Genomic DNA, 26,380 nt, shown 5'->3' on the forward strand with positions numbered 1-26,380 from the left:
AGGGGTCACGCCCGCGCGGCGACCATTCGCTCGCGCACTTGGCGGCGCAGAGACTTCCCGACCGGACTGGTGGGGATGTTTGGCCAGATCTCTAGGGAACGGGGGCGTTTGAATCCCGCGAGCCGGTCAGCGCAGAACTCGAGAATTTCGTCAGGCTGAGCATCGGACCGAGTGACCACAGCGGCGGCGACTCGCTCACCCCACTTGTCGTCGGGAAGGCCGACCACTGCGGCTTCAACCACGGCGGGGTGTGTCAGCAGCGCATCCTCGACTTCACGCGGGTAGACGTTGAAGCCTCCTGAGATAATGACGTCGTGCCTGCGGTCGAGCAGGTGCAGGTAGCCATCTGCGTCCCAGCGGCCGATGTCTCCGGTGTGCAGCCAGCCGTCCGGCTCGATCGTTTCGGCGGTGGCCTCGGGACGGCGCCAGTACTGGCTCATCGTGTGCGGGCCCCGTGTCAGGACCTCACCCACCTCACCAGGCCCGAGCACCGTGCCGTCCGTCGACCGAACCTGCACCTCAACGAAGGTGTAAGGCTTGCCCGCGGACGTAAGGCGTTCGGGGGTGTGCTCCCATGGCTGCAGGCAGGTAATCGCGAGTGGAGCCTCTGCCTGACCGTACAACTGCGCGAATACCGGACCGAGAACATCGATTCCACGTTGGAGCACCGTTGTGGCGATCGGTGCGCCCCCGTAGCACAGCCGCTCGAGCGCAAGATCTGCTGTCGCTGTCGCGGAGTCTTCAAGCAGCATGGCGATCATCGTCGGCACCATAAAAGTCGATGTGGCTCGGTACTTCTGTGCGGCCTCGAGGAACGCGGCGGGCGAGAATTTCGGGACGATAACGTTCTGTGCCCCCTTGACCAAGTGCGGCAGGAAGAAGGCTCCACTGCCGTGGGTTATCGGTGCGGCATGCAGCATCACCGAGTCTGGTCGCAGGTTGGGCAGCAGGTCGACCAAGAAGTTGCTTACCTCGGCAAGCTCGCTACGTGTCGTGAGCACGACAGCCTTGGGTTTGCCGGTGGTGCCGCCGGTGTATGCCAGCCGCAGTGGCGCATCCTGCTCGCGCCGCACGTCACACGGACCGTGTGGTGCGCTTTCGATGAGGCGCGGGAGGTCGCCTGCGGAAATCATCACCTCAACCTGGGCGGGTGGCTCGCCGGCGTAGACGAGGGCGCGTGCTTGCGAATCCTCCACTTTGTAGGCGTGTTCGTGCGCAGTCTCACGAACGTTGAGTGGTACCCGGACCAGACCCGCCTTTGCGAGCGCGTAGTAGACAACGACGCCGTCGATGCCGTTTGGCATCAGTACCGCGACACGGTCACCGGCGGTGAGACCGCGGGCCAGCAGGGCGTGGCCGAGCCGGTCAGTGAGTTCGTCGAACTCGGCGAAGCTCACCACTCGGTCCCCGTCATTGAGCGCGGGAGCGGCACCGTACTGCCGCCCCGCGCGACGGATCAGGTCACCGATCTGCATCGTTCTCGTTCTCCTTCGCCCCGGAGGACGGCAGATCAGCGCGTCGCAGTCCGGAACCCCGGCCTTCAAGGTTTCGTGACCCCCGCTGGGTGAGGCGATACAACTCGTCTGCCGGTGCGGTGCCGTAGTTCCACTTCACCCACTCCTCATCGAGGTAGCGGCGGGAGCCTTCGAGTACGGCAGGGGTGAATCCCTTTGCTCGCCGGTTGTATTCGTCGAGATCTATCCGCCCTGCGCTGGTGGTCCATAGTCCCGTCTTCCCAGGCAAGCTGGATGAGCCAGAGAACTGGTCTCCGGCAGTCGGGGCGTAATCGTTGTCTGTAAGGACCGAGTACGGGATGCCGGTGAGCATGTTTCGGTTCTGGCTTGAGTATCGGGCCATGGTGTACTCGTTGCTCGTCTGGTGGGGCAGACCGAGCAAACCGACCATTTCACCGAGATTGTCGCGCCCGTATTCGTCATTCAGCAGCGGCTTGAAACGCTGCACTCGATCGTCGATTTCGAACCAATCGCTCTGCCGGTAAGTCCCGGCGAGGTGCGCGAAGTCCTTCGCTACCGACGAATAGACCAGAGCGCCAGCGTCGATCATCTGCTCACGCGACCAATTCGCGATCCGCTTCCACAGATCGGTGGTCGCCTCATTGAGGATCTCCCGGTACTCCTCCATCGTGTCAGCCAGGGTGTCGGCGTTCTCCATGCCCACAGGGATGTAGCCGTCGGTCAGCGCGTCCGAGGTATACATTCCGACGGCTTCGATGTTCGCGGCGTTGTATCCAGGTTCTGCCTCGAACGAGGCCCAGTCATCCATGAGGTGGAAATTCGTTCCCTTAAAGACGATGGGGATCGAGAGGTTGTTGAACGGCAGCCGCGTGGCGATGCCGTCAAGCCACGGATAGTCACCCTCGGTTAGGTCGAAGAAGTCCCGCATAATCATCTGGCGGTTGTTGCCAAAGTTGTACGGGCCGCTGTTATGCAGACCGATGCGGCATTCGCAATGCGCGAGAAACGCATATTGCGACAACTGGGCGACGAGTTTGGTCGCGGCGGTATGTAGCCGGTCACCGGGGACTACACCGTGCAGATCTGATTCGAACACCTGCAGGGTTCGCTCGGGAAGGAACTGGCTGCGATCGCCGAACTCCTTGTTGGTGAGGTGACCGTCATTGCGGTGGTATGCGAGGTTGAACCGCCGCGAGAAATCGAGCACGTCGACGACATCCTCAACGGCGTCGGCGGGCCGCAGCAGCCCCCAGTTCATCAGCATTTCCCGGCCGATGAGGTAGAACGCGGGCATTCCCCACGCGGCGTTCACAGTGTCCACCTTGAGGCTGACCTCGCGGGCGCGGTCGCCGAGTTCCTCGGCCGGAGTCGCCGCGTCGATTTCCCGCAGAAGCGTGGGCAGCCGGTAGAAGCCGTTGAGGTAGCTCACCAGCATGTACGGGTTCATCGGGAAAAGCTTCGACTCCTGCACGGTGCGCGTGATGCACAACCAGTACGTGGTGTCAGAGAGGTTCCGCAGGTAGTTGTTGGTTTCCAGCAAAGTGCGGTAGTTCAGGTTCGCCATGGTCTCAGCCTTCGTTCTCGATCAGCCAGATCCGGGCATGCCCGGTGTCACCCGTCTCGTAGGCGTCTGCCGCCGGTGGTGCCGCGGTGACTTCGATCTCGACAACGTCGCCGTTCTTCAAGTCGTCGATCTTGCAGTTCATCAGCGTCGGGACGTCGTACTCGCGGGCAAGGATGCCCAGGTGAGAGCGCACCGTTCCGCCTAGGCAGATCACGCCGGCGAAGCCTTCAATAATCGGCGCGGTCAGAGTTCCGCCCGAGTCGTCGATCACCGCGATGGTGCCCGGCGGGATTCCATCCGCGAGAAACTCCATGACTTGATCGACGGTTGAGACCAGAGCTACCGGGCCGGTGATCGTCTGAGACTTCTTGATGACGTTGTCGCCCACGCCCACCTGGCGACGACCGTCTGAGTCCAGTCCCTCCGCAAACGCCCGTGCCGCACGTTCGGCGCTCTTGTACTTATCTGGCTCGGATTCAAGCGATACCGTCGCGGAGTATTCGAACCGGTATCCGGAGTCGAGGGCCTCTTGCTCGATGGCCCGTGCGTCGTCGAGGGAGAAAAGATCAAACTGTCGTTCGAATACGACGTTCTTCCACTGTTCCCCTGCCGCAGCAAGTCTTTGTGCTGCCAACAACCGCACTGCGGTGTTGAAGCGGCCGGGCAATGGCAGCATCTCAGTAGATCCCCATTTCGGGGGTGCAACCACAGAGTCGGACATGTCACCTCACTCGTGTCAAGGGTGGCGAAGGTGCCACTGGCGCCGGGGAAACGGGCCCTGCCTGGGCATTTATCTCCGGCTAGTTGTCGTTGTGAGACAAAACTAGTTAGTATCGGCAATGTGACCCAGTCCACGTTGGGGGACACTTCTGGGACATCGCCAACCGCTAGGCCCACATCCCACACCCGGTCCCCGGCTCGAGCCAACCTCCACAAAGCGGACTACGAGCGTGCCTTCGATGTCCTCGAACAGTGCGCCGACGCAGCCTGCCTACCCGACTTCAAAGAACGAGCGGTCGACGCGATCAGCGAGCACTTTGCGCTGAAGCATGTCTCATTTTTCGCGGGGCCGACCTTTCACACAGTGTTCGAGGACACCACTCCCCTGACTGCTGGTAAGACCAGCAAGATGCTGCCCGAGTACCAAGACCGGTGGGCCCGCCACGACGTCTTCGGCACGCCGGCAGCGATGCGCCAACTCGTCTCCAGTGGCGTTTCTACGCTCGATGAGCTCCAGTCCATGGGACGCCTTCCGAGCGCTGCTGACGCTTATGTCAGGTACTTCCTCACCGCCACATGGCGGATGCAAACCGCAGCCGCACTCCGCCTGGAGCTGAGCTCAGGGCACACTGCTTTGCTTGGGATGTTCGACCCGGAACCGGGCAAGATCGGCCCCGCGGAGGCTGCCGCACTTCGGCTGCTCAGCCGGCAGATGTCAGCCATGGCACGCGGTCTGCCCCCGTCGAGGCCGCAAGCTGCGCTGGCGAAGCTTTCCGAACGGCAGCGGCAGGTCGCCCGACTCGTCGCCGACGGTCTGTCGAATGCGCAGATCGCCGAGATCCTTTCCCTCGCCGAAGACAGCGTGAAGAAGTACGTCACCCGAATTCTCACCACAACCGGGTGCAAGTCACGGATGGAGCTGGCACTCCTCGCCCGGGCGCAGCGAATCTAAAAGAGGGGAATACCGAAAGGGCCGCGGACGTCTTTCGTCCGCGGCCCACTCACCCACTCCAGTTAGAGGAAGGACGACTCCTTCGTCAGCCCGTAGCGTGGATGTTCACCGATCACCATCGACTCGAAAATGCCGTATCCCACGGCATCGCCCTCGCGGCAACGGATCACACAGTCACGCAGCTGGTGCACCTCACGTGCGGTCTTTGGATCCGACACGTCGGCATAGCGCTCACCGTCCAGGTGCAGCGGTCCTTGCCAGCTGCCATGGCGCTGGCCCTTGAATCCGAAGTAGAGCCCCGTTCCAAGATGGAATCCGATGTCGCTCACGGGTTCGATCTCGATGGTGCGAGTCTGGCCCCAGCCTGCGTCGAAGGTCATCTTGCCACCAAGGAGACGGCGGTTGACGGGGTCGTATTTGAGGTCGTCCTGCAGCCCGTACAGCGGAGTCTGAGTGCCGTCCGCGTGGTTCTCGAATCCGGAGAAGTACGTCACGGCGCCATCCACCCACTGGAGGTAATGATGGATTTCGTACATCGATCCGTCGGGACGCTGCATCCACATCGGGCTCCACGTAAGGAGAAAATCGCCTTTGAGCCGCTCTTTCTTGAAGACATCCGGTGCAGGTTCTCCGACGTCCATCCGCACGCCCCAGGAATGATCCCGGAAACCAAACCACTGATCGTCGTGTACCTCTATCCGCTCATCATCGATCCACACCTCGCCGCTCACCGTAGAAGCCTGGTGGTAGCGGAGCAGATCACTCTGCACACGGAAACCCTGCGGCTCACGCTGGGCATCCTTCTGCTCGAGGAAGGGTGGCATCACTCCGGTGACTGTGAGGTCGAACCGCAACGGAGCCACATCGTTCTCCTGCAATACCCACCGAACCTTACGGAGCGGCTCGATCACTTCGTAATCCAGAGGCCCAACACCCACCCGCTCCGGGTCGGAATCCAGCTGCCGGCTGGCTCGCACCGTGAGTTGCTCTGTCCCGCGGGATATGCCCGCGAACATGTCAATCACATTCCGATTGTGGTACTTACCCAAACCAATATCGACCTGCAGCGAACCGTCACGGGCAAACAGCGAGGACCACAGCTTCTCGGTCCACGCAACATCAGCCTGGCTTATCGTCGCGAATGTTTCGGGCGTCTGGTGACACAGCAGTTCGTCTGCGGGAACGAGCTTCTGCATGGATTGGCGCATTTCCGCGCCTCCTCTCAGCTGGAAATCAATGGATGGACGAAAATGAACTCGGATCCTCGTGAGCGACCAGCGCACCGCCGAAGATCGCCGCTGCCTCGGCATCGTCGTCGAGCGGATCGGGATAGAGCGCAAGCGTCCGTGGGGACATGGACCAGTCGATGCGGTCGGTAACTCCGGCATAGGCTGCAAAAGGACGTAGACCCGAGGTGTACATAGTGGTGGCGGCCATGATTCGCTCGCTACGGTCCATCGCGGCGAATCGCTGGTACAGCTTCATATGGCAGTTGCTCAGTTCGGCCGCAATACTCGCCCACCGTTGCGGCGCAATCAGTTCACGAGTGCCATCCGTGTTGTACCCATACACGGCAACCTCGTCGACCGCACTGAGGAGCTGATCCGGTTCGGTGAATGTCGTTCCCCAGTCGTTGATTTCGAACTCGGTGAACTTCGAGCGATCGAACGTCAGGACCATGGTCAGCCCCGCATAGGGCGGATCAAGATCCTCTGCCCACGGATATGCCCAAGAACTGGGGCCGAGCGAGAGATAATCCCGGACGATGGTCTGCCGGTTTTCCCCTGGAGCCGGATATGGACCGGAGTCGCAGATCCCCACGCGTGAGTCGCAGAAGTAGAGGAAGGAGTATCCCGATACCGTGGCGTTGAGCCGCTTGAGGCCTTTCAAGGAACTTTGGTCCAACTTGATTGCCGCGCTTGATAGTTCGTTGACAACGCGGGAGGGCAGGTAGCGGTTGGTGAATCCGGCGTCCTTGTAGTCCAGTGTGCCGTCACCACGGTGCGCCAGAGTCAGTCGGCGCCAGAAGTCCACCACAGTGCGGATGTCCTCCCGGTGCTCTCCCGGCGCGACCTTACCCATTTTGATCAGGCATTCCCGGCCGCACAGATAGTGGTAACCGATCATCCAGATCCACAGTGGGCTGATCTTGTTGGGGCCCTGACGCAGTTGTCGGCCCAGCTCTTCAGCAGGCATGGCCGCGTCGATCACTCGTATACGGTCGGCGTAACTATGGAAGTCCTCGATGACCGACAATGACATGTAAGGCAGCATGGGAAAGAGTTCGGACGTAAAGCCAGAACGACGCGTCAGTTCAGGCTTTAATGCCCGGCCCATGTGGGTGACGAGGTCGTCGAGACGATCGTCGGTGAGTCGCTCCGCGATGAGTTCACCGAGCGCGTCGGCTGAGACATCAACGTTGAAGTCCTTGACTGCGATCTCATCTCCGACGCGCCGGATGTACTCCCACCATGCCTCGCTCACACCAGATCCCAGACACGTCACGGGGTCAGTTTCCGGTGTGAGGATCACCCCCGTTTGTTCCTCAATGCTGAGTGTGATTTCCGTGCCGTCAGCGAGATCCTCCGATAGCTCAGTTCCGACCAGGCACGGGACCTCGAATTCGCGTGACACGATTGCGAGGTGTGAGCGGAGCGTTCCATCGAGACAAACGATCCCGCCCAACTGCCCCAGGATGGGTGACAGGAATGTCGTGCCGCCGGAAGCGACGAGCGCGATGGTGGACTCAAGGTCTGTATCCAGCGACGCGATGACATCTTCAGGCGAACGGAAGTGCTTAACTGTGCCAGTCACCGGGTCGAATGTGTATGACGGGATCCCTTTTCCGAGAATCGCCATTTCATCCCCCCAGCGGCCGGAAGCAGCCGTCTCGGTCCTGCGGGACAAAAACGCCGCCAATTAATTTCAGTGCGAGATCCGGGTCGCTGAACTTTTTGTAAGATTCGGCAATCCGCGGTGTGATTGACCAATCGATTTCGTCGTAGCACCCCGCCAGGCGGGCCCACGCCTTGAGCTTCCACGCGTACATTTGCGTCGCGTAAAGGTTGCGTTCCTCCGGGTCGGTTTCGGCTAGCCGCTGGTACAGCGCGCGGTGTGCCTTCCGAATTGCGTTGGTAGCGACCGTGACCTCGTCCGCATCAAGCGGTCTGAGATCACCGCCGTCAGTGCAGAACACACGGGTTTCAATAATCTCAGCTTGGTAGTCACTGGGCGTGAACCATGCTGTGCCCCAGACGTTATTGTCCATTTTCACCGTGGCGGGCAACCGGTAGGCGATGACGAAGTGGTGGTACGGAAGTGTTTCTCGGATACCGTCGACCCACGGGAAGTCTCCATCACCGTCCGCGCAGGTCTCACGTAGGGCGAGGAAGCTACCGTCTTCGAGCTGATACGGCCCGGTATCACACACAGCGGTACGCGCATCACAATTCTCGAGGAACGCGTAGGCCGTCAGCCGTGCCCCGAACTTGCGAATGCCTGCTTTCACTCCTGCGTCCGCGGGGAGAAGACTGGCCCGGATCTCAGCTAGCAAATCGTCGTTGATGACGTGCGAGCTGTTCGGAGGCTCTGCATCCATATTGAAGAGCACACCGTCGGTGCGCATCGCGATCGTCGCCTCACGCCAGAAGCGCAGGACCTCAAGCTGATCGTCAAGCCCGTCGGACAAGCTATCTTCGCCAAGATCGACGAACAGCTCACGGCCGGTGAGATAGTGCAGCGGAGTGGCCGCAAGATTGATGAAGCTCCGCTTGTTCCCGATGGGCAGCGCTTTGCGCACCAGCTCAGTGGGCGTGGCGTGCTGTCGGATGATGCGCATACGCTCGGGAACGCGGAGGTAGTCCTCCATCATCGACATCAGGATGTAGGTATTCATCCCAAACAGTTCCGACTCGAACACGGTACGGGCCTGGAGCTCGGACTTGTACGCTGCGCCGGCAACTTGCACGAGCCAGTTCCACTCGTCAAGTGTTGGCTCGTAATCCGGGTCCGTATAGAGCGCCTGGAGATTCGACGGTGCAGTGCTTAGCTGGGCAGTCATGCGGTCACCGCCCCAGCTGCCGCGACTGACACGCGTGCCGTCTCGCTATCGGCGAGGTCTAGCACGACGGTGTCACCGTCAGAAACCGTTCCAGTCAGGTCGGCTGCGAGCACACAGGGCACGTCGGATTCCCGGGAGAGAATCGCAAGGTGTGACTCGCGGCTGCCCGCGGTACAGACGATCGCGCGCAAGTCAGGCAGAATCGGCGACAGGAAGGTCATTCCGCCCTTGCTGACAAACGCAATGGTGTCCTCGAGGTCATCGTCGTCGATCGACAACACATCGGCCGTATCGTTGAACCACCGTGCGACTCCACTCACCTCACCCGCAGTGAAGAGATTGATACCAGTTCCGACCTCTTTCACGTCTCCGCTCACAATTACTCCATTCCGCCCATTTCATGGGCTTTGGCTTGGTTTGAACGCGCATTTTCAGCGGGTAAGCGAAGGCTATTAGCGACTGTGTCGTGTGCCACAGTCCACTTTGGGGGACAGTCCTGATATGGGGCGGCCCGGAGACCTTCGTCAACTCGAAACTTCGACTACTGTCGTGCCAACGCAGCTTTAGCTTCGTCGTACTCGTCGGTGAGTCTCGCGATCAGCTCGGCGGCAGGGACCACGGCATCGACCGCGCCGATACCCTGGCCGGACCCCCAGATGTCCCGCCACGGCTTGGCTTTCGGGGCGGAGTTCATGCTGTCGCCGGTACCGAAGTTCATCGCTGAGGGATCGGACTGCTCAAGGTGGTCTGGGTCTAGGCCGGCCGCTTCAATGCTGCCGCGCAGATAGTTGCCGTGCACTCCGGTGAACAGGTTGGAATACACAACATCTGACGCGCTCGAGTCGACGATCATTTGCTTGTAGCGGCTGTCGGCATTCGCCTCTTCCGTTGCGATGAATGCTGAGCCAACGTAGGCAAGATCGGCCCCTGCGGCCTGGGCGGCGAGGATCGACCGGCCGTGTGCGATCGAGCCTGAAAGAAGCAGTGGGCCATCGAACCATGCGCGGATTTCCTGGATCAGCGCGAACGGGGACTGTGTCCCGGCGTGACCGCCCGCACCGGCGGCAACTGCGATGAGCCCATCAGCGCCCTTCTCTATCGCCTTGCGGGCGAACGTGTTGTTGATGACGTCATGCAGGACAATGCCGCCGTACGAATGGATAGCGTCGTTGACGTCGGTACGGGCACCGAGGGAGGTGATAACAACAGGTACCTCGAACTCGACGATGGTCGCAAGATCCTCGGCGAGGCGGTCATTTGATCTGTGCACGATGAGGTTAACCGCGTACGGCGCGGCGGGCGACTCAGGGTGGTTGGCGTCGTGTTTTGCAAGCGCCTCGGTGATACAGATGAGCCATTCGCGCAGCAGTGCCTGCGGCCGCGCGTTGAGCGAGGGGAACGAGCCGATGACACCTGAGGTGCATTGAGCGATGACCAGGTCAGGCGCGGAGACGATGAACATCGGCGACGCCACGACCGGCAGGCGCAGGCGGTCACGCAGGATCGGGGGCAGGGCCATGAGAGTACCTTTCACGAGTGGACAGTAGTGATGCGAGGTCTGACAGCAACTCGACGGGATCAGAGGCGTTCGATGATGGTGGCATTGGCCATGCCGCCGCCTTCGCACATGACCTGGAGACCGTAGCGGCCGCTTGTCGACTCGAGGTGACCCACGAGGGTGGTCAGCAGCCTGGTTCCAGAGGAGCCGAGTGCGTGACCGAGGGCGATCGCGCCACCGCGGGGGTTGAGCTTCGCAGGATCGGCACCAAACTCGTGCGCCCACATCAGCGGGATCGGCGCGAAGGCCTCGTTCACCTCGTAGGCGTCGATATCGTCGATGCCCAGCCCCGATCGGGTCAGGATCTTCTTCGTCGCGGGTACGGGCGCGGTGAGCATAAACAGGGGGTCGTCGCCGGCGATGGCGAAGGAGCGGAACCGCGCCCTCGGCGTCACGCCGAGCTTGCTCGCGGCGTGCTCACTCATGATCAGTACCGCAGACGCACCGTCGGTCAGCGGTGACGAGTTGCCCGGAGTGATGTGCCACTGCACTTCCGGGAAACGCTGAGCGTACTGTTCGGTATGGAACGACGGTTTCAGCCCCGCGAGCCCTTCTGTGGTGGTTGTAGCGCGGACCGTCTCGTCGACCGTGTGGGCGACGAGGTTGCCGTCCCTGTCGCGCACCGTGATCGGCACGACCTCGCCGTTGAAGAAGCCACTCGCGGCTGCAGCGGCGGCCCGGCGATGGGACTCGGCCGAGAACACGTCGAGGCTCTCCCGGTCGAACTTCCATTTCGCGGCGATCAACTCGGCAGAGATGCCTTGGTTGACCAGCCCCTCGGGGTAGCGACCAGCGATGCCGGGGCCGGAGACGTCCTGACCGAGAGTCGCGCTGCCGAGCGGCACACGGCTCATGGATTCAACGCCGCAGGCGATCACGATGTCGTAGGCGCCAGCAATCACGCCTTGAGCGGCGAAGTGCGCAGCCTGCTGACTTGACCCGCACTGGCGATCCACGGTGGTTGCGGGCACCGACTCAGGGAAGCCGGCCGACAGCAGCGCGGTGCGGGAGATATTCACAGCCTGCTCCCCGGCCTGGCTGACGCACCCCCCGATGACGTCGTCGACGAGGACGGGATCGAGACCATTGCGGTCGATGATTGCTCGCAACACGTGCGCGAGTAGTTCAACAGGGTGGGTGCCGGACAGGGCGCCACCCGGCCTGCCTCTGCCCGAGGCGAGCCGCACAGCATCGACGATCACAGCATTAGTCACGAAAAAGCCCCTTCGAAGGAGAGTGAAGACGGCCCCGCACACCGAGAGGAGCAACGGCGCCCTTGGTTGAGATCAAGAGGTCAGCGGCACGAGTTGCACGAGCCCGTTCCTAGAATCGAACTCTAATTGGTACTGAGGTATGTCGTCCAGTACTAATGAGGTGCCCTAACCGCCACGGTAGAGGAGTCCAATTAGCTCGCCGTTAAGCTGGGGGCGATGCGCGGGAGAACTCGCCAGACTCCTGGCCCAGCCTGAACGAGGAGGCGAACGATGCGAACAAACCAGATCCGGTTAGCGGCCTACCCTGTGGGCGAGCCCAAAGATTCCGACTTCAAATTCACGACCGAGGAGCTGCCGGAACTCGGTGAGGGACAGGTCCTTCTACGCGCGATCTATCTGTCGCTGGATCCGTACATGCGCGGCCGGATGAGCACCGCCAAGTCTTACGCCCAGCCGCTCAGTATCGGGGACGTGATGCTCGGCGGCACCGTATGTGAAGTGCTGGAGTCACGTTCGGACAAGCGACACGCTGGCGATATCGTGCTCGCATTCACCGGCTGGCAGACCCACGCCGTTGCCGACGCGCAGCACACGCGCCGCCTCGACCCGGCCGCGGCACCTATCTCCACTGCGCTCGGCGTGCTGGGCATGCCAGGTTTCACCGCCTACGGGGGGCTCCTCGAAATCGGCCGCCCCAAGCCGGGGGAAACGGTCGCCGTCGCAGCGGCAGCGGGCCCAGTTGGCTCTGCCGTGGGGCAGATCGCGAAGATCCACGGTGCCCGGGCAGTGGGCATCGCTGGTGGTCCGGAGAAATGCCGGATCCTCATCGACGAGTTCGGCTTCGACGCCGCCGTGGATCATCGGTCGCAGACGTTCGAGGATGATCTCGCGAGCGCAACACCTGACGGGGTCGACGTGTACTTCGAGAATGTGGGCGGCCACGTCGCCAGCGCCGTCACCCGACGACTTAACCGCTTCGCGCGGATACCTGTGTGCGGGCTGGTCGCGGGCTACAACGACACTGAGACCCCGACCGGGGTGGACCGCCTCCCGGGCTTCATGCGCCGGGTGCTGACGCTCAGCCTGACCGTCCGCGGATTCATCCAAGACGAGTTCATCCCCACTCACCAGGACGCATTCCTCAACGACATGCCCGGTTGGGTGCGGGACGTGTCAGTGCGCTACCGCGAGGACATCGTCGACGGGCTCGACAACGCACCAGAGGCTTTCCGGGGCCTGCTGCGCGGGCGCAACCTCGGGAAACTTCTGATACGGGTCGGCGAGGACCCCACCAATTAGGGCCACGGCTATCGTCACGTCTTGCTGGCTAGCGCTGCCTTCAACAATTCGTTGATCGCGTTTTCGGGATCTGCTAGTTGGTTCGGGTCGACTGGTATCCGGTCGCCGATGACCCTTCGGCTGAACATGAACTCCTGGGGCCTGTTGACGCAGTCTGCGGCGATCAGCTCATCCCCTTTGAAGTAGAAGCAGGTGAAGCTACGGCCCGACTCCGGATCGCCACGCAAGACGACGCTGTCGTATCCCTCGTTCAGTCCGGCGATCTGGAGCTTGAGTTCGTACTGGTCTGACCAGAACCACGGCAGAGCGGTGACACTCTTGTCTTTGCCGCACAGGGTCGCGGCGGCTACCTTCGCTTGTTCACCTGCACTTGGCACCGACTCCAGTCGGAGCCGGCGCTCGTAGCGGGGCATGAAGTGGCTGGTGCAGTCACCGGCAGCGACAATATCGGGGTCGTCCGTTAGCGCGTGGTCGTCAATGATGATCCCGTCGTCGACCGCCAGTCCCGCGGCCTCGGCAAGCTCAGTGTTGGGCACAATGCCGATGCCGATGATGACCAGATCGGCTTCGATAAGCTCGCCGTCCGCGAGGCGCACACCGCGGACCTTGTCCTCGCCCTCGATCGCGGAAATCTCAATGCCAGTGCGAATGTCAACGCCTTCTTCGCGATGCACACGGGTGTAGAACGCCGATACCTCCGGCGCGGTGACGCGCTGCAGAACGCGATCAGCACTCTCCAGAACAGTCACGCCGATACCCAGCTTGCGCAGCGACGCGGCCGCCTCCAAACCGATGTAACCAGCCCCGATGATGACGACGTGGCGGGCTCCCTCGACGCCCCCGCGGATTGCCTCGATGTCGGCGGCATCCCGCAGGTAGTGCACACCCTCCAACTCCGTACCCGTAAGCGACAGAGTCCGCGGCCGCGCCCCCAAGCAGAGCGCCAGCTTGTCGTAGCTGACCTTTTCGCCGTCACTCAACGTGAGCGAACGTGCCTCACGATCGATACTCGCTACGCGAGCGTGGCGAAACGCGATGTCTTTCTTCGAGTAGAAATCAGACGGCCGGATCAGGAGTTCGTCGAGGGACGACTTGCCCGCGAGGTAGGTCTTGGACAGGGGTGGGCGGTGGTACGGCAGTGTCGGCTCGTCGCCGATGACCAGGATCTCCCCGTCCCAGCCTTCCTGACGCAGGCTCGCGCAAAGCTGGGCTCCGGCGTGGCTGGCGCCAACGATGATAGCGCGCACTGTTATACCTGCTGTTTTCTCGTCAGTTCGACCATGAGCTTGGAATAGCCGCGCACGAATGTCGACTGCACGATCTCTGGCTCCTCGAGCACCTTGATGTCGTCGAAACGCTCGAGGAGTTCCTCCCACAGAATGCGCAGCTGCAACTCCGCGAGACGGTTACCCATGCAGCGATGGACACCGAAACCGAACGCGATGTGGTTGCGAGCATTCTTGCGGTCGATGATGAGCTGATCGGGATTGTCGAAGTGGCGCTCGTCGCGGTTGGCCGAGGCGTACCACATGATGAGTTTGTCGCCCTTTTTAATTTGCTTGCCGCGAATAACGGTGTCTTCTTTAGCCCGGCGCGCCATGTACGCCAGCGGGGTCTGCCAGCGGATGATTTCCGAGACCATGTTGGGAATCAGTTTCGGGTTGGCCTTGAGCTTGGCGAACTCGTCCGGGAACTTGTTGAGCGCATACACGCCACCGGACATCGAGTTGCGGGTGGTGTCGTTGCCACCCACGATGAGCAGCACAGCGTTGCCAAGGAACTCCATCGGACGACGATGGATCATGTCTTTGGTGTTCTCGTCGGACAGCATCAGGCTGATGAGGTCGAAGCCCGGGGTTTCCCCGGCGGCGATGCGCGCTTCCTTCTCGCCCCACAGATCCAGGACCTTGCGCATAAGCGGATACGCGGCATCGAACGTTTCATCGAGGTCGGACGTGCCGCCGGTCGCCCCCGGTACGCCCGACGCCAAGTCGGACATCATGACAAGTTCGCGACGATCCTCATACGGGTAGTCGAGCAGCGTCGCGAGCATTCGGCTGGTCAGTTCAATCGACACGCGGTCCACCCAGTTGAACGGCTCGCCAACCGGAAGCTCGTCGAGCACCTCCTGGACGCGGGACCGGATAAGGCCTTCCATCTCTTTGAGGTTCTTAGGTGCCACGACGCCCTGCACCGCGTTACGTTGAATGTCGTGCTTCGGCGGGTCCATCGCGATGAACATCTCGATGTCGAAGCCCGCCGGCATTTTGCCGATGATGATGTACGGCTCGGCAGAGAACAGGTGATGGTTTTTGTCCATCGCAAGGATGTCCTCGTAGCGAGTGACCGACCAAAACGGGCCGAATGGGCCCTTCGTCTGGTAGTGCACGGGCGACTCGTCACGCAGACGCTTGAGGTGCGAAAGCCACTGCCCCTGTCGGTACAGGAACGGGTTGCTCATATCGATTTCCGACAGCGGGATTTCCGCGCCGTCCGGGATCGGCCTCTCGACGAATTTTGGTGACCGTTCCCGAGGATCCACGACCCGGCGCGCACGGTTGTACATGTGCGCCCCACGCACCAAGAGGTCAATCGGCACAATCTGCTCGACCTTAGATTTGACCTGCCCAATAACGTCAACCATTTCGTCTACCTCGCTGTAGTTCGAGAATGTCAGGAATTACATCTGGAATTCGGGAAGCGTGACGGTCATACCGTCCATATCCTCGGAGACCTCGATCTGGCACGAGAGCCGCGACGTCGGCTCACGCTCGGGCGTCATGTCGAGCATCTGCAGTTCATCCTCACTCTGCCCGCCCGTCTTGCTGAACCACTCGGAGTCGAGAATGACGTGACACGTGCCGCAGGCGGCCTCACCGCCGCAGTCCGCATCAATACCATCGACACCGTTGCTGGTCGCAATCTGCATCAGTGATTTGCCCTCGACGATCTCAACCTCTTGGGATTCGCCGTCGTGCGAAACGAAAGTGATTGTTCCCATGTCCCTGTCTTCGTTGACCGAGGCGCGATGAAGGGTGCGGTGGCCACGTTGCCTCGTTGAACCATGGCCGGACCCTCTGCAACAAGCAGGAGCTGTTTACACACAGTGACATACATCGCACCCGTTTTACAAGAGGCATCGTGATGTCAAGCGCGCGCCGGGCGAAGCCACTTATGCCTGGCGCCTCACCGGCGCATAATTGACGCACAGGTCGAGCTGTGTAGTGCGCGGCAGAAACGGAGCCGTCATGACGCCGTCACCACGAGAGATTGCAGAAGGCAGGCGGAAGCTTGTCGACGGCCTGGGTGAGCGCTTCACCGGATATGGCGTGATGGGGGCACCGTTCTCGTCCGGGCATCTGCTCGCCACCCGCCGCTTCCACGCGACCACGGTGGGGCCGGGGTATCAGTCCGTGTGGCATCGCGATCCGGAAGGAAACTGGTCCATCTATAGCGACGCCCCTGCCGCCGTCAGTTGCGGCCGATACTTCAGCTCGGCCCTCGTCGGGACCGACCAGTGTGCGGTGACGATGGAGTGGCTGAGTGATTCGTCGATGCGCGTCAGTGTGCCAGGCGTAATCGACTGGGAGTTTGAACTTGTGCCGACAACCCGGACGCGAATGATGAACGCCATGGGCAGGGTGATGCCGGAGCGCATGTGGCGCAACGCGGGGGTGCTGCGCGGCATGAGTGCGGTCGCGGGGCCGTTCCTGGGAGTCGGCAAGGTTGGGCTGGTCGGCGACGTGCCGAACGGACAGTGGTTCCGCGCCACTCCGCGGCTGGTATGGACTGTCCGCACTATCACGGCAACGGTGAATGGCGCAGACCTCGGTCACGACGCTCCGTTGCCTGAGCAGGCCAAGCTCGGCGACTTCTGGATACCGCAGCGAGGCATGTTCGGCGTGGGCAATTCGTGGTTCGAGCCGCTCGACCCGCAGCGGCACCGGCAGCCGGATCGATCCTGACACTCCGGCGTCCAGTGTGGTGTCCTACCCGGTTTCGCTGACGCCCTCCGTGTGACGGTCGATGCCAAGGGTGGCTCGGACTCAGCAGCGCCAACGCCGCACTGACTGTCATTTAGCACCGACCCGGCGGACCACCCAGCATCAGCATGTACAACGACTTGAGTCACCTGCCGCCCGAACTCCGCTGGACCGGATCCCCAGACGCCTTGCTGCGTCCGTGAGGCTGCCGAAACGGGCTGGACCACCATATGCTGTTCGGAGCCTGTGTACGTTTTGGTCAAACCTCACCTCAATCTGAACCATTTGTCCATGGTCACCGAGTCGGTATACCTAATGCAGGAGCGCATTGCCCATACTCGACGTCGTCAGCGGAGGTCCCGGAACAGGCAAGACCACGCTCGCCCATGCACTTGCTCGCGGACGCGGCCGCCCCGCAATCATCCGCGACGACATCAACCAAGGCACGGCAATGGCTTCGCACCCATATCTGTCGACGTCCCGGCGTTGAAAGTGGACACCTCTCAGGGCTACGACCCCAGCCTCCGGGAGATCGCTGCCTTTGTGGAGCAGCCACCATCTCGCGCTACAGTTCGCCTGTGATCCCCGTGCCAACCTCAAGCAGCCTCGCCGATTACCTCGCCGCGGATGATGTGATCGCATGCCAGTCCACCCCGATCCGTGACCTGGCCACGGAGCTGGGGAGCGCGGAAGCTGCCTTCACGTTCGTGAGAGACGAGATCGCGCACTCGCGTGATGCTGGAACCTGGAGCGCCGCGTACCGGTCCACTGATGTGTTGGCTGCACGTAACGCGATCTGCCATGGTAAGGCCCATCTGCTGGCTGCACTGCTTCGGGCACAGGGCGTTCCTGCCGGGTTGTGTTACCAGAAGCTCCGTGACGACGTCCCGGGTGGATTTGTTCTCCACGGACTCGTCGGTGTCTGTGTTGACGGGAAGTGGTCGCGGATTGACGCGCGAGGCAACAAGCCTGGTGTCGACGCGCAGTTCGATCTGGCCCGCGAGCGCATCGCCTTCAGAGCTGATCCAGACCTGGGCGAGGTCGACTACGAGTCCGTGTACGCCACACCACCGCGGAGCCTTCTTGACGCATTGGGCCATGCCCGTCCCGGCGCGACGAACTACGAGTACCTGCCCGCAAGCTTGTAGCTGCATCGCAGCCACGGCTCTGCGGGCTGCCCTGCTCGAGCTAATCGGCGTAAGGCAGCACACGGTTCAGACGTTCCCTGGCCAGTAGGCCAGTCCAGCGGTTCCCGAGAAACTGGACACGCTCAACCCAAGTCCAAAGGATCCCCTAGGGATAGGCAAGACCTCTTCGCGCTGAATCCGAAACCGAGGGCACCGACTTGTCGCTGACAGACGGGCTGCAACCAGCCCCTCAGATCCACCCGAACCGGCGCGCGATCACGCACGCCTCATACCGATTCGCTGCGCCAAGTTTCGACACCGCGGACGACAGGTAGTTCCGCGTCGTTCCCGGTGAGAGAGACACCCGGCGCGCGATCTCGTCGACTGAGGCGCCTTCCGCCGCGTGTTCGAGGACGTCAGCTTCGCGCGGCGTGAGGGGGCTGTCACCCGCACTGATAGCTTCCGCCGCGATTTCCGGGTCGACGAAACGTCCACCCGCCGCGACTTTGCGGATCACGTCGGCGAGGGTGCTCGCTGACGTTGTCTTGGGCAGGAATCCGCGAGCACCCACACTCAATGCTCGCTTCAGGTAACCGGGCCGACCGTGGCTGGTGACGATAACAACGCCGCAGTTCGGAAGGTGTTCGCGGAGCCGTTCAGCCACCTCGACGCCGTCGAGTATCGGCATTTGCAGGTCGAGCACCGCGATGTCCGGCGTGAATGCTCGCGCCTTGCTGAGCGCTTCTTCACCAGTTGACGCTTCCGCGACGACGTCGATGTCAGGTTCGAGGTCGAGCATGGTCCGTAATGCCGCGCGGATGAGGTTTTCGTCGTCAGCGAGGAGAACACTGATGACGCCGCGGTCATCGTTCATCACGCCTCCCTTTCCGCCTGTGGAAACTCGGCGCGGAGCTCGAACTCCATACCGCTGTGTCGCGAACTCAGCGCGGCGCCTGCTGCGGACATCCGCTCGGCCAGACCTGCGAGTCCGTTGCCGTAATCCGCGTCGGCATCGTCTGTCTCTTTCTGGGGCGCACCGTCGTTGTGCAGTGAAATACCGTCCGCGGCGACAGTAATCGTGCAGGTGCGCGCTACCGAGTGCCGCAAGATGTTCGTCACCCCTTCGCGCACCATCCACGCTGCGGGTTCACGGAACCGTTCCGGAACGGCCGCGACGTTCCCCACGACCGTGACCTCAATGCCCGCTGACTGCAGCAGGGCACGCGCACCGTCAACCTCAGCTGCGAGGTCGAGTCCACGATAGCCGCGAACGAGCTGACGCATTTCGCGCAGCGAATCATTCGCGAGTTCGCGGACTTCACGCATCTGCTCGGCGGCCCGTTCAGCGTCCCGGTCCGCCAGCACGGTAGCGAGTTCGCTTTTCACGCTGATGACGGACAGTGCCCGCCCGACAACGTCATGCAGGTCCCGAGCGAATCGCAGCCTTTCTTCAGCCACCGAGAGAGCTGCTTCTTTGGCTCGCGCGGCATCCAGCTGGTCGACGACCCGCAGCATCCACAGGGAGATGCGCGTCGTCGCGATCAGAAACAGTGCCGCCCCACCGAGGAGCAGCGCAAGCGGTGCTTCCCCAACGATCACGTACGAAAGGAGAGCCGCCCCAACAGCGATCGCGGCCGCCCGGCGCCCGGAAGCCAGCGGTGACACCGCGAGGACACTCAGCACGAGCGCCGAATGCGAGACCTGAACTTCCCAGTTCACCGCTTCCCCGTTGCCGAAGGCGGCAAGTAGCACCGCGCTTGCAAGCAAGGCCCCGAGAATAACGACCGGCCACGCTTGGACAGTCGTGCCGTACCTGCACCGACGGATCCCGAGCTGAAGGACGTACGCTGCCGTCGCTCCCGTCGCGAGAATGACTGCAAGGGCGGCGAATTCAATGGGCGACCGGGGCAGCCCGAGTCCTGCGAGGAACACCACCACGAACATCCACACGATGGCGTGCAGCGAGCCGATCGTGTAGAGCGCTACACGATCCACTTGGGAGCGGGAATGCCACGTCCGCGACATCAGCGTGGTCACGCTGTCGATTCTTGCAGAGGCACCCCACCAGCACGTATGCGGCGGTCACAAGTTCGCGCTGACATTTGTCATGGAAAGCCCGTGATGCTGGGGACTAACGACTATGTATCGCAGGGGCGACGCTGAATGCATGGAAAAGCTCGCGTCTCCACACCAATCAGCTACGGGCATGTCACGCGACGCCGTGATCGATGCCCGCGGCATCTGCTACTCGTACGGCGCGCACCGCGCGGTGAACTCCGTCGACCTGCAGGTTCGACGTGGTGAGATCTTCGCGCTCCTTGGTACCAACGGCGCCGGTAAGACAACAACACTTGAGATACTGCAAGGCTTCCGCGCCAGAGAGTCCGGCAAACTGACGGTGTTCGGCACCGACCCACGGGAACGCCCCGAGGTGGTTCGTTCCCGCACCGGCGTAGTGCTGCAGGAAGCTGGCTTCTTCGGCGAAATCAGCGTGACCGCCACCGTAAAGCTGTGGAAGTCCCTGTCATCCCGATCGGACGACGTGGACCGCGTGCTCAATACAGTCGGGCTCGATCACCGTGGCACCCATTCGGTCACCTCACTCTCGGGCGGCGAGCGGCGGCGGCTCGACCTTGCGCTGGCGATTTGGGGTGATCCGGAACTCATCATTCTGGACGAGCCGACGACCGGACTTGATCCGGAGTCGCGGCGCACTCTGTGGTCGGTGATCGGTGATCTGCGCAGCGCCGGCACCACGATCGTCCTCACCACTCACTATTTGGAGGAGGCAGAGGCGCTCGCGGATCGGGTCGCGATCATGCACGGCGGGGAAATCGCAGTCACGGGCAGCCTCAGCGAGGTGCTTGCGAGCCGCCCGGCGCGCGTCACCGTGGAGGTTGACGATATCTATTGGCCGCCAGCACATCACCGCCCACCGGATGGCGTCGATATGCGCCGCGACGTGCAGCGCGGGAAAGACGTACTGGTGCTTGAAAGCACCGATCAGCAGCTCGCACTCACGTGGCTCATGAACACAGCCGCCGCGGACAGTGTGCAACTGGGCCCGCTGCGCGCCACGCCGGCGTCGCTTGAAGAAGTGTTTCTCGAGATCAGCGGCCAGTCGCTCAGCGAAGGAGCCAACTCATGACAACAACCGCAACGATGCATCCCGCCACCCGCACGCTGCGGATGATGCGATTCGAATTGACAATGATTGTGCGCCAGCGCGTCACGCTGTTGACCATGGTGTTCGCGCCTGCGTTCGTGATGATATTCCCGATTCTCGCGCAGCCTGAAACCACGGAGCAGTGGGCACAGATCGCCGCGCCCATGTGCATTCTCGCGCTGTTGTTTTCGGTGTATGTGACGAGTGCATCGGTGGTGACGGCACGGCGGGAAACACAGTTGTTCAAGCGGCTGCGAACGAGTGAACTGGCACCACCGCAAATGTTGAGCGCGATAGCGGGGCCCCTCATTCTCATCGGCACAATCCAGGGCCTCATCGTGCTGGGCGGGTGCCTCGCGCTGGGCGCCCCCTTCCCTGAGCAGCCGGGCTATGTGGCGCTTGCACTTCTGGGGACCGCGGTGCTCGCTGTCGCCGCAGGCGTCGCGACAGGCAGCATCGCACCGAGCATCGAGCGTGTGCAGTGGACCGTGATGCCGCTCATCATCCTCGGCGCGGTGGGCGCGAACCTCGTGCTGCAACCACTCGAGGAGATGCAGGGCCGCCTGGTCAGTGCCATCCCGTTCGCCTCGCTCACAAGTCTGCTCGCACGCGGTATGGGCGCGTCGGAGGACGTGATCGCGCAGGGCGCGCTGACCGCGCTGCCGCCAGTGGTCAGCGCACTGCTGATCACGGCACTGTGGACCTGGATCGCGGTGTCGATTGCCCGGAAGCGGTGGCGCTGGGAACCTCGTAGTTGATGGCGACATACCCGATCGAGATTGTGCAGTTGCTGGTCTCTCCCGCGCACGCCTACTTTGGCCGTGCGCGGGACGGTGCTGCTGACGTTGAAACGCTGCTGCCGGAGTCGGCAGACTGCGTCGCTGGCAAGGGCGTCCGCGGCGACCGGTTCTTCAATGTGCGCGCGCATACCGAAGCCGCGGTGACTTTCCTCGCCGCGGAAGCGTGGCAGGCCGCCTGGCAGCACGTACACGGCGGAGAAAATGCGGTGGCGCCGTTTGAGCTGGCACGCCGGAACGTCGTCGTCCGGGGTGTGGAACTCGACAAGCTGCGGGGCGAGGACTTCACGATCAGTTGCGGGGAGTCGACGGTCCGTTTCCACGGTGGACGTCCGGCGCATCCATGTTCCTGGATGGACACAATGGTCGCGCCCGGTATGCGCAAGGCGCTCATCGGGCGCGGCGGCTTGCGGGCTGGAGTCGTCGTATCCGGAACCCTGCGTCTCGGCCCAGCGTTGCTGCGGTGCGACGCGCAACTGGACGCCGCGCGTGCTGCGGAACCCGTCATGCGGGCACAGCCACTTCCCTGACCGGTGCGTAGGCTCACGAGATACAGCCCAGATTCACGGCATCAACCCGTGAATCTGGGCCGTTTCTGGTGATTTTGCGGCGAAACGGGGGCGGTACTAGGCCCCCAGGCCGACTGGGCAGCTGACTCCCGTGCCTCCGAGCCCGCAATACCCAGCCGGGTTCTTGTGGAGGTACTGCTGGTGATACTCCTCGGCGTAATAGAACGCCGTGAGGGGCGCGATCTCCGTAGTGATGTGCCCGTAACCAGCGGCGGTGAGCGCTTTCTGGTACTCCTCCGCTGACGCCTGGGCCACGGCGTTCTGCTCGTCACCAACCGTGTACACCGCTGAACGGTACTGGGTGCCCACGTCGTTACCCTGGCGCATGCCTTGCGTCGGATCGTGACTTTCCCAGAACTGGCGCAGTACCTGCTCGTAGCTGATGACCTCGGGATCGAACACCACGAGCACCACTTCGGTGTGGCCGGTCGTCCCGGTGCACACTTCCTCGTAGGTGGGATTCGGCGTGTACCCGCCCGCGTATCCGACTGCGGTGGCGTGGACGCCTGGCAACTTCCAGAATCTGCGCTCCGCACCCCAGAAACAGCCTTCACCGACGACAGCCGTTTCCGTCTTCTGGGGGAACGGCGGAACGATCCGGGTGCCGTTGACGGCGTGGATACCGGAAAGCCGCAGGGGCGTCTCCCGGCCGGGCAGTGCTTGCTCAGGGGTGATCATGGTCGTTCGCTTACGGCCTGTGAGTTCATCGAACCACGACATATCTGCGATGCTACGCGTTCCGCGCCCGCAGAGCAGCTTTGACCGCCAGAAACTGCCGACAAAATTAGACGCTCGGATAAATAAAATTCGGCGGCACGAACTCTGCATAAACGGAAATTCGCTCAGCGCGAAGTTGTTGCAGAAAGTGTGTCGATCAAGAAGAGTTGGCACCGTATTGGAAAAATTCAACACTCCGCCTTGCGGGCATCGAGGGATGCTCGCGCGCTCGCGTAGAAAGGACGCTCGTGGCTGTCTACACGCTTCCGGATCTGCCGTACGACTACTCCGCTCTGGAACCCCACATCTCGGGCCAGATCATGGAGCTCCACCACTCTAAGCACCACCAGACGTACGTCACCGGCGCGAACACCGCACTCGAGAAGCTCGCCGAAGCTCGCGACAACGATACGCTCGCCACTGTTGTGAACCTCCATGAGAAGAACCTCGCGTTCCATCTCGGTGGCCACACCAACCACTCAGTCTTTTGGCAGAACCTGTCCCCGGACGGCGGCGACAAGCCCGAGGGTGAGCTGGCGGCTGCGATAGACGAACACTTCGGCTCGTTCGACAAGTTCCGCGCGCACTTCAGCGCGAATGCGAACGCGATCCAGGGCTCCGGCTGGTCCATCCTGGCCTACGATTCGATCGGTCAGCGTCCGGTCATCGTGCAGCTGTATGACCAGCAGGGCAACATTCCGATCGGTCTCACGCCCCTCTTGATGCTCGACATGTGGGAGCACGCTTTCTACCTGCAGTACAAGAACGTCAAGGGTGACTACGTCAACGCGTTCTGGAACGTCGTCAACTGGAACGACGTCGCAGCTCGCTTCGAGCGCGCGCGCTCACAGACGAACGGCCTGATCGTCGGCTGACACGCCACGACATCTCGCGCTAACAACTGTGCCCCGGGCGAAACTGCCCGGGGCACAGTTGTTTGTGAATGTCAGATACCCAGCACTGCCTTGGCAATGACGAAGTACAGAATCAGGCCTGTCGCGTCGACAAATGTCGCGATAAACGGCGTCGACATGACGGCGGGGTCGATCTTGACCGCCTTGGCGAACAGGGGGATGACGCCGCCGACCGAGGCAGCCAGGGTACAGATCGCGAGCATTGAAACAGCCACCACGGTGCCGATCTCCATCGTGTAGCCGTCAACCGCCAGCGCAACCAAGGCGATCGCCCCGAACGCCAAAGCGCCGAGCATCGCACCGAGCAACGCACCCGTCCGGATCTCCCGGAACAGCACCACGCCGACGTCACGCGGCCGCACATCGCCGAGGGCGAGCGCGCGTGTAATCGTCACCGCAGCTTGCGATCCAGTGTTACCGCCAGTACCGATGAGCAGCGGAATGAACACCGCAAGAGTCACCACGGCCGCGAGGTCGTCCTCGAAGTGGTCGAGCACACCAACGGTGGCCACAGCCGATACTGCGAGCAGCAGCAACCAGACGACGCGGGCACGCACGATCGATCGAACAGGTGTCGAGAGGTACGGGCGGCCGAGCGGTTCCATAGCACCCGCGCGGGCCGCGTCTTCCTCTTCCGCGACGGTGGTGATTCGGACGGCGTCATCAACTGTGAGAATTCCCACAAGGCGCTGTTCCCGGTCCACCACCGGCATCGCAAGCACCTGCGCGTCGAGACACCGGCGCGCAGCATCCTCTTCCGGCTCGGTCGCGGCGACGCTGATCGGTTCACTCATCACGTCACTGACGTGAACTTCCGGATCAGCGAGCATCAGTTCACGCAAACTCACCACACCCGCGAGCCGCTTCGCGGGATCGGTGACGGGAATCGTGTAGATCGTTTCCGCGTCACGCCCGCGCTGGCGGATCTGCGTGAGCGCCTGAGCTACCGTCTGGTTCTCGAGAACGCGCACGTACTCGGTGCTCATCCACCGGCCGATCGATCCGCGCTCGTAACCGAGTATCGGCGCGGTCAGTTCCCGCTCGTGTTTGGACAGCCCCTGCAGCAGCTTTTTTGCGACGCTAGCAGGCAATTCGTCCATGACGTGGACGCGGTCGTCGGGGTCGAGATCCGCGAACAGGGAGACCACTTGGTCGTCACGCAGGCTAGAAAACAACTCGCCTCGCAGACCGTCATCGAAGCGTTCGAAGACCTCGTGCGCAAGTCCTTTGGGCAACACGCGGAACACGATCGCGCGGTCACGCACGCGTAATCGCTCCAGCACCCACACCAGGTCTGGAAGCGATAAATCGGCGGCCTGTCGAGCAACAGCAGATAAAGACCCCTCACGGATCCGGTCAGGCCATTCGTCTACCACTGCATCGAGATCTTCAGTGATCACGCGCCATCCTCTCCTGCTCGCCCCTGCCCACCATCTGAACCCAGCCTTCCCACTCTGACAGAAAAACATTGCCTGGGCATGTACAGCCGCCGAACAGGGTTAGCACTCGCATGGCCTTGTGTGACAGCGGGATAATTGTTCATAGTCCTATTCACCTGATCCACACCCACCCCAAGCGGACGGTCGGGAGGTAACCATGGACCGGGACACGGTAGAGATGTCACCGTTTGAGCAAGGCGGCACTCTCAAAGGTTTCTTGCTCAGCGGGCGCTGGCCCGAGACGACGAAGGAGTGGGCGCAGCTGCTGATCCTCGCGGTGCGCGTGGCGTCCCTGCCTGGACTGCTGCCGACCTCAACGGTGTTCGGAGCGCGCGAAGACCACCCCGAAAGTTCCGTGCCTGACGTCGTGGGGCTGCTGTTCGCGGCGGGAACCGTGCTCGGGGAACATGCGCTGGCGCCGGGTACGTTCGCCACCGAACAGCCGCCCGCACTGCTGATGCTGCACCCGCCGTCGGAAACGACGCCGACGCTGCCGGAATGCAGTGGCGCCGCGTCCGGCTGCCTACTGCTGCCCGGGCTGCCTCACTTGGGGCTGGGGCACCGAGCCACCTGGGCGGAAGCCGAAGCGGACGGCACAGTGACCTCCCTTGTCACCCGAATCGGTGTGGATCCGAACGAACACCCCGACACCGCAGTGCTAGCGATGCTGCTGGCAGCGTAGAACGGTGTGGGCTGTTTTGACGACAAATACGACCGCAAAAAAAGGGAAATGTCGACTATTCGACTGACAATTTTAGGTGATATGGATCACTTACATTTCGAACCGTTACGAATTAGGTAACACCGACCAATTCCTCCGCGACAC

The 26,380-nt window shown here is 62.1% G+C and carries 26 protein-coding genes; 10 read left to right on the top strand and 16 right to left on the bottom strand.

Annotated features, from left to right (window positions below):
• Positions 1–5 precede the first annotated feature (5 nt).
• Genes ONR57_RS15500 through ONR57_RS15510 form a run of 3 tightly spaced genes read right to left on the bottom strand, consistent with a single transcriptional unit; the run spans position 6 to position 3,760 of the window.
• Positions 6–1,475 carry an AMP-binding protein gene (locus tag ONR57_RS15500; protein WP_265124424.1) on the bottom strand — a complete coding sequence of 490 codons (1,470 nt, stop codon included), beginning with the start codon at positions 1,473–1,475 and terminating at the stop codon, positions 6–8.
• The gene (locus tag ONR57_RS15505) at positions 1,462–3,039 is read right to left on the bottom strand and encodes a hypothetical protein (protein ID WP_265124425.1); all 1,578 of its coding nucleotides are present in this window, start codon (positions 3,037–3,039) and stop codon (positions 1,462–1,464) included. Before ONR57_RS15505 ends, ONR57_RS15500 begins: the two co-directional genes overlap by 14 nt.
• Positions 3,040–3,043: 4 nt before the next feature.
• Positions 3,044–3,760 carry a PEP-utilizing enzyme gene (locus tag ONR57_RS15510; RefSeq protein WP_265124426.1) on the bottom strand — a complete coding sequence of 239 codons (717 nt, stop codon included), beginning with the start codon at positions 3,758–3,760 and terminating at the stop codon, positions 3,044–3,046.
• Positions 3,761–3,880: 120 nt separating this feature from the next.
• On the opposite strand from ONR57_RS15510, the gene ONR57_RS15515 reads away from it, so the two are divergent.
• Positions 3,881–4,711 (top strand): LuxR C-terminal-related transcriptional regulator, encoded by an 831-nt coding sequence (locus ONR57_RS15515; protein ID WP_265124427.1) that lies wholly within the window; start codon positions 3,881–3,883, stop codon positions 4,709–4,711.
• A 62-nt stretch (positions 4,712–4,773) separates the two neighbouring features.
• On the opposite strand, the gene ONR57_RS15520 is transcribed toward ONR57_RS15515, so the two are convergent.
• The 6 genes from ONR57_RS15520 to ONR57_RS15545 form a co-directional block, all read right to left on the bottom strand.
• A complete protein-coding gene (locus ONR57_RS15520) occupies positions 4,774–5,919 on the bottom strand; it encodes a hypothetical protein (RefSeq protein WP_265124428.1) in 1,146 nt (381 codons plus the stop codon).
• A gap of 25 nt (positions 5,920–5,944) precedes the next feature.
• A complete protein-coding gene (locus ONR57_RS15525) occupies positions 5,945–7,570 on the bottom strand; it encodes a PEP-utilizing enzyme (RefSeq protein WP_265124429.1) in 1,626 nt (541 codons plus the stop codon).
• 1 nt (position 7,571) lies between these two features.
• Positions 7,572–8,771 (bottom strand): hypothetical protein, encoded by a 1,200-nt coding sequence (locus ONR57_RS15530; RefSeq protein ID WP_265124430.1) that lies wholly within the window; start codon positions 8,769–8,771, stop codon positions 7,572–7,574.
• Entirely contained in the window at positions 8,768–9,148 is a 381-nt protein-coding gene (locus ONR57_RS23365) for a PEP-utilizing enzyme (protein ID WP_265124431.1), read from the bottom strand. The genes ONR57_RS15530 and ONR57_RS23365 overlap by 4 nt, the downstream gene beginning before the upstream one ends.
• 164 nt (positions 9,149–9,312) lie before the next feature.
• A complete protein-coding gene (locus ONR57_RS15540; RefSeq protein ID WP_265124573.1) occupies positions 9,313–10,290 on the bottom strand; it encodes a nitronate monooxygenase family protein in 978 nt (325 codons plus the stop codon).
• Between the two features lie 59 nt (positions 10,291–10,349).
• Positions 10,350–11,543 (bottom strand): acetyl-CoA C-acyltransferase, encoded by a 1,194-nt coding sequence (locus ONR57_RS15545; RefSeq protein ID WP_265124432.1) that lies wholly within the window; start codon positions 11,541–11,543, stop codon positions 10,350–10,352.
• Positions 11,544–11,813: 270 nt separating this feature from the next.
• Here ONR57_RS15545 and ONR57_RS15550 point away from each other — a divergent pair, with 270 nt between their 5' ends.
• Positions 11,814–12,842, top strand: coding sequence for an NADP-dependent oxidoreductase (locus tag ONR57_RS15550; RefSeq protein WP_265124433.1), 1,029 nt, complete (start codon positions 11,814–11,816; stop codon positions 12,840–12,842).
• A 14-nt stretch (positions 12,843–12,856) separates the two neighbouring features.
• On the opposite strand, the gene ONR57_RS15555 is transcribed toward ONR57_RS15550, so the two are convergent.
• Genes ONR57_RS15555 through ONR57_RS15565 form a run of 3 tightly spaced genes read right to left on the bottom strand, consistent with a single transcriptional unit; the run spans position 12,857 to position 15,843 of the window.
• Positions 12,857–14,089: an NAD(P)/FAD-dependent oxidoreductase gene (locus ONR57_RS15555; protein ID WP_374116452.1), complete on the bottom strand. Its 1,233-nt coding sequence runs from the start codon at positions 14,087–14,089 to the stop codon at positions 12,857–12,859.
• Positions 14,090–14,091: 2 nt separating this feature from the next.
• Complete coding sequence (locus tag ONR57_RS15560) at positions 14,092–15,486, bottom strand: cytochrome P450 (protein WP_265124434.1); 1,395 nt, start codon at positions 15,484–15,486, stop codon at positions 14,092–14,094.
• 36 nt (positions 15,487–15,522) lie between these two features.
• Complete coding sequence (locus tag ONR57_RS15565) at positions 15,523–15,843, bottom strand: 2Fe-2S iron-sulfur cluster-binding protein (RefSeq protein ID WP_265124435.1); 321 nt, start codon at positions 15,841–15,843, stop codon at positions 15,523–15,525.
• A 247-nt stretch (positions 15,844–16,090) separates the two neighbouring features.
• Between ONR57_RS15565 and ONR57_RS15570 the strand changes: the two genes are divergently transcribed.
• The 3 genes from ONR57_RS15570 (at position 16,091) to ONR57_RS15580 (ending at position 17,973) form a co-directional block, all read left to right on the top strand.
• Entirely contained in the window at positions 16,091–16,807 is a 717-nt protein-coding gene (locus tag ONR57_RS15570) for a hypothetical protein (RefSeq protein ID WP_265124436.1), read from the top strand.
• A 346-nt stretch (positions 16,808–17,153) separates the two neighbouring features.
• Entirely contained in the window at positions 17,154–17,315 is a 162-nt protein-coding gene (locus tag ONR57_RS15575; RefSeq protein WP_265124437.1) for an ATP-binding protein, read from the top strand.
• 88 nt (positions 17,316–17,403) lie between these two features.
• Complete coding sequence (locus ONR57_RS15580; protein ID WP_265124438.1) at positions 17,404–17,973, top strand: transglutaminase domain-containing protein; 570 nt, start codon at positions 17,404–17,406, stop codon at positions 17,971–17,973.
• A gap of 229 nt (positions 17,974–18,202) precedes the next feature.
• Here ONR57_RS15580 and ONR57_RS15585 read toward each other — a convergent pair whose 3' ends face one another.
• Entirely contained in the window at positions 18,203–18,826 is a 624-nt protein-coding gene (locus ONR57_RS15585) for a response regulator transcription factor (protein WP_265124439.1), read from the bottom strand.
• The gene (locus tag ONR57_RS15590; RefSeq protein WP_265124440.1) at positions 18,826–19,989 is read right to left on the bottom strand and encodes a sensor histidine kinase; all 1,164 of its coding nucleotides are present in this window, start codon (positions 19,987–19,989) and stop codon (positions 18,826–18,828) included. The genes ONR57_RS15585 and ONR57_RS15590 overlap by 1 nt, the downstream gene beginning before the upstream one ends.
• 130 nt (positions 19,990–20,119) lie before the next feature.
• On the opposite strand from ONR57_RS15590, the gene ONR57_RS15595 reads away from it, so the two are divergent.
• Genes ONR57_RS15595 through ONR57_RS15605 form a run of 3 tightly spaced genes read left to right on the top strand, consistent with a single transcriptional unit; the run spans position 20,120 to position 22,445 of the window.
• Positions 20,120–21,100, top strand: coding sequence for an ABC transporter ATP-binding protein (locus ONR57_RS15595; protein WP_265124441.1), 981 nt, complete (start codon positions 20,120–20,122; stop codon positions 21,098–21,100).
• Complete coding sequence (locus ONR57_RS15600; protein ID WP_265124442.1) at positions 21,097–21,876, top strand: ABC transporter permease; 780 nt, start codon at positions 21,097–21,099, stop codon at positions 21,874–21,876. The genes ONR57_RS15595 and ONR57_RS15600 overlap by 4 nt, the downstream gene beginning before the upstream one ends.
• Entirely contained in the window at positions 21,876–22,445 is a 570-nt protein-coding gene (locus ONR57_RS15605) for a molybdenum cofactor biosysynthesis protein (RefSeq protein WP_374116453.1), read from the top strand. The genes ONR57_RS15600 and ONR57_RS15605 overlap by 1 nt, the downstream gene beginning before the upstream one ends.
• Positions 22,446–22,541: 96 nt before the next feature.
• Here the strand turns inward: ONR57_RS15605 and msrA are convergent, their stop codons facing one another.
• The gene (gene msrA, locus ONR57_RS15610; protein ID WP_265124444.1) at positions 22,542–23,204 is read right to left on the bottom strand and encodes a peptide-methionine (S)-S-oxide reductase MsrA; all 663 of its coding nucleotides are present in this window, start codon (positions 23,202–23,204) and stop codon (positions 22,542–22,544) included.
• 245 nt (positions 23,205–23,449) lie between these two features.
• Here msrA and ONR57_RS15615 point away from each other — a divergent pair, with 245 nt between their 5' ends.
• Positions 23,450–24,076, top strand: coding sequence for a superoxide dismutase (locus tag ONR57_RS15615; RefSeq protein ID WP_265124445.1), 627 nt, complete (start codon positions 23,450–23,452; stop codon positions 24,074–24,076).
• A gap of 71 nt (positions 24,077–24,147) precedes the next feature.
• On the opposite strand, the gene mgtE is transcribed toward ONR57_RS15615, so the two are convergent.
• On the bottom strand, positions 24,148–25,512 hold the full coding sequence (gene mgtE, locus ONR57_RS15620; protein ID WP_374116465.1) for a magnesium transporter: 1,365 nt from the start codon (positions 25,510–25,512) through the stop codon (positions 24,148–24,150).
• 199 nt (positions 25,513–25,711) lie between these two features.
• Between mgtE and ONR57_RS15625 the strand changes: the two genes are divergently transcribed.
• Positions 25,712–26,236, top strand: coding sequence for a peptidase (locus ONR57_RS15625; RefSeq protein WP_265124447.1), 525 nt, complete (start codon positions 25,712–25,714; stop codon positions 26,234–26,236).
• The last annotated feature ends 144 nt before the right edge of the window (positions 26,237–26,380 follow it).

Origin of the sequence: Hoyosella sp. YIM 151337 (assembly GCF_026041215.1) — a bacterium.
Lineage (GTDB): Bacteria > Actinomycetota > Actinomycetes > Mycobacteriales > Mycobacteriaceae > Hoyosella.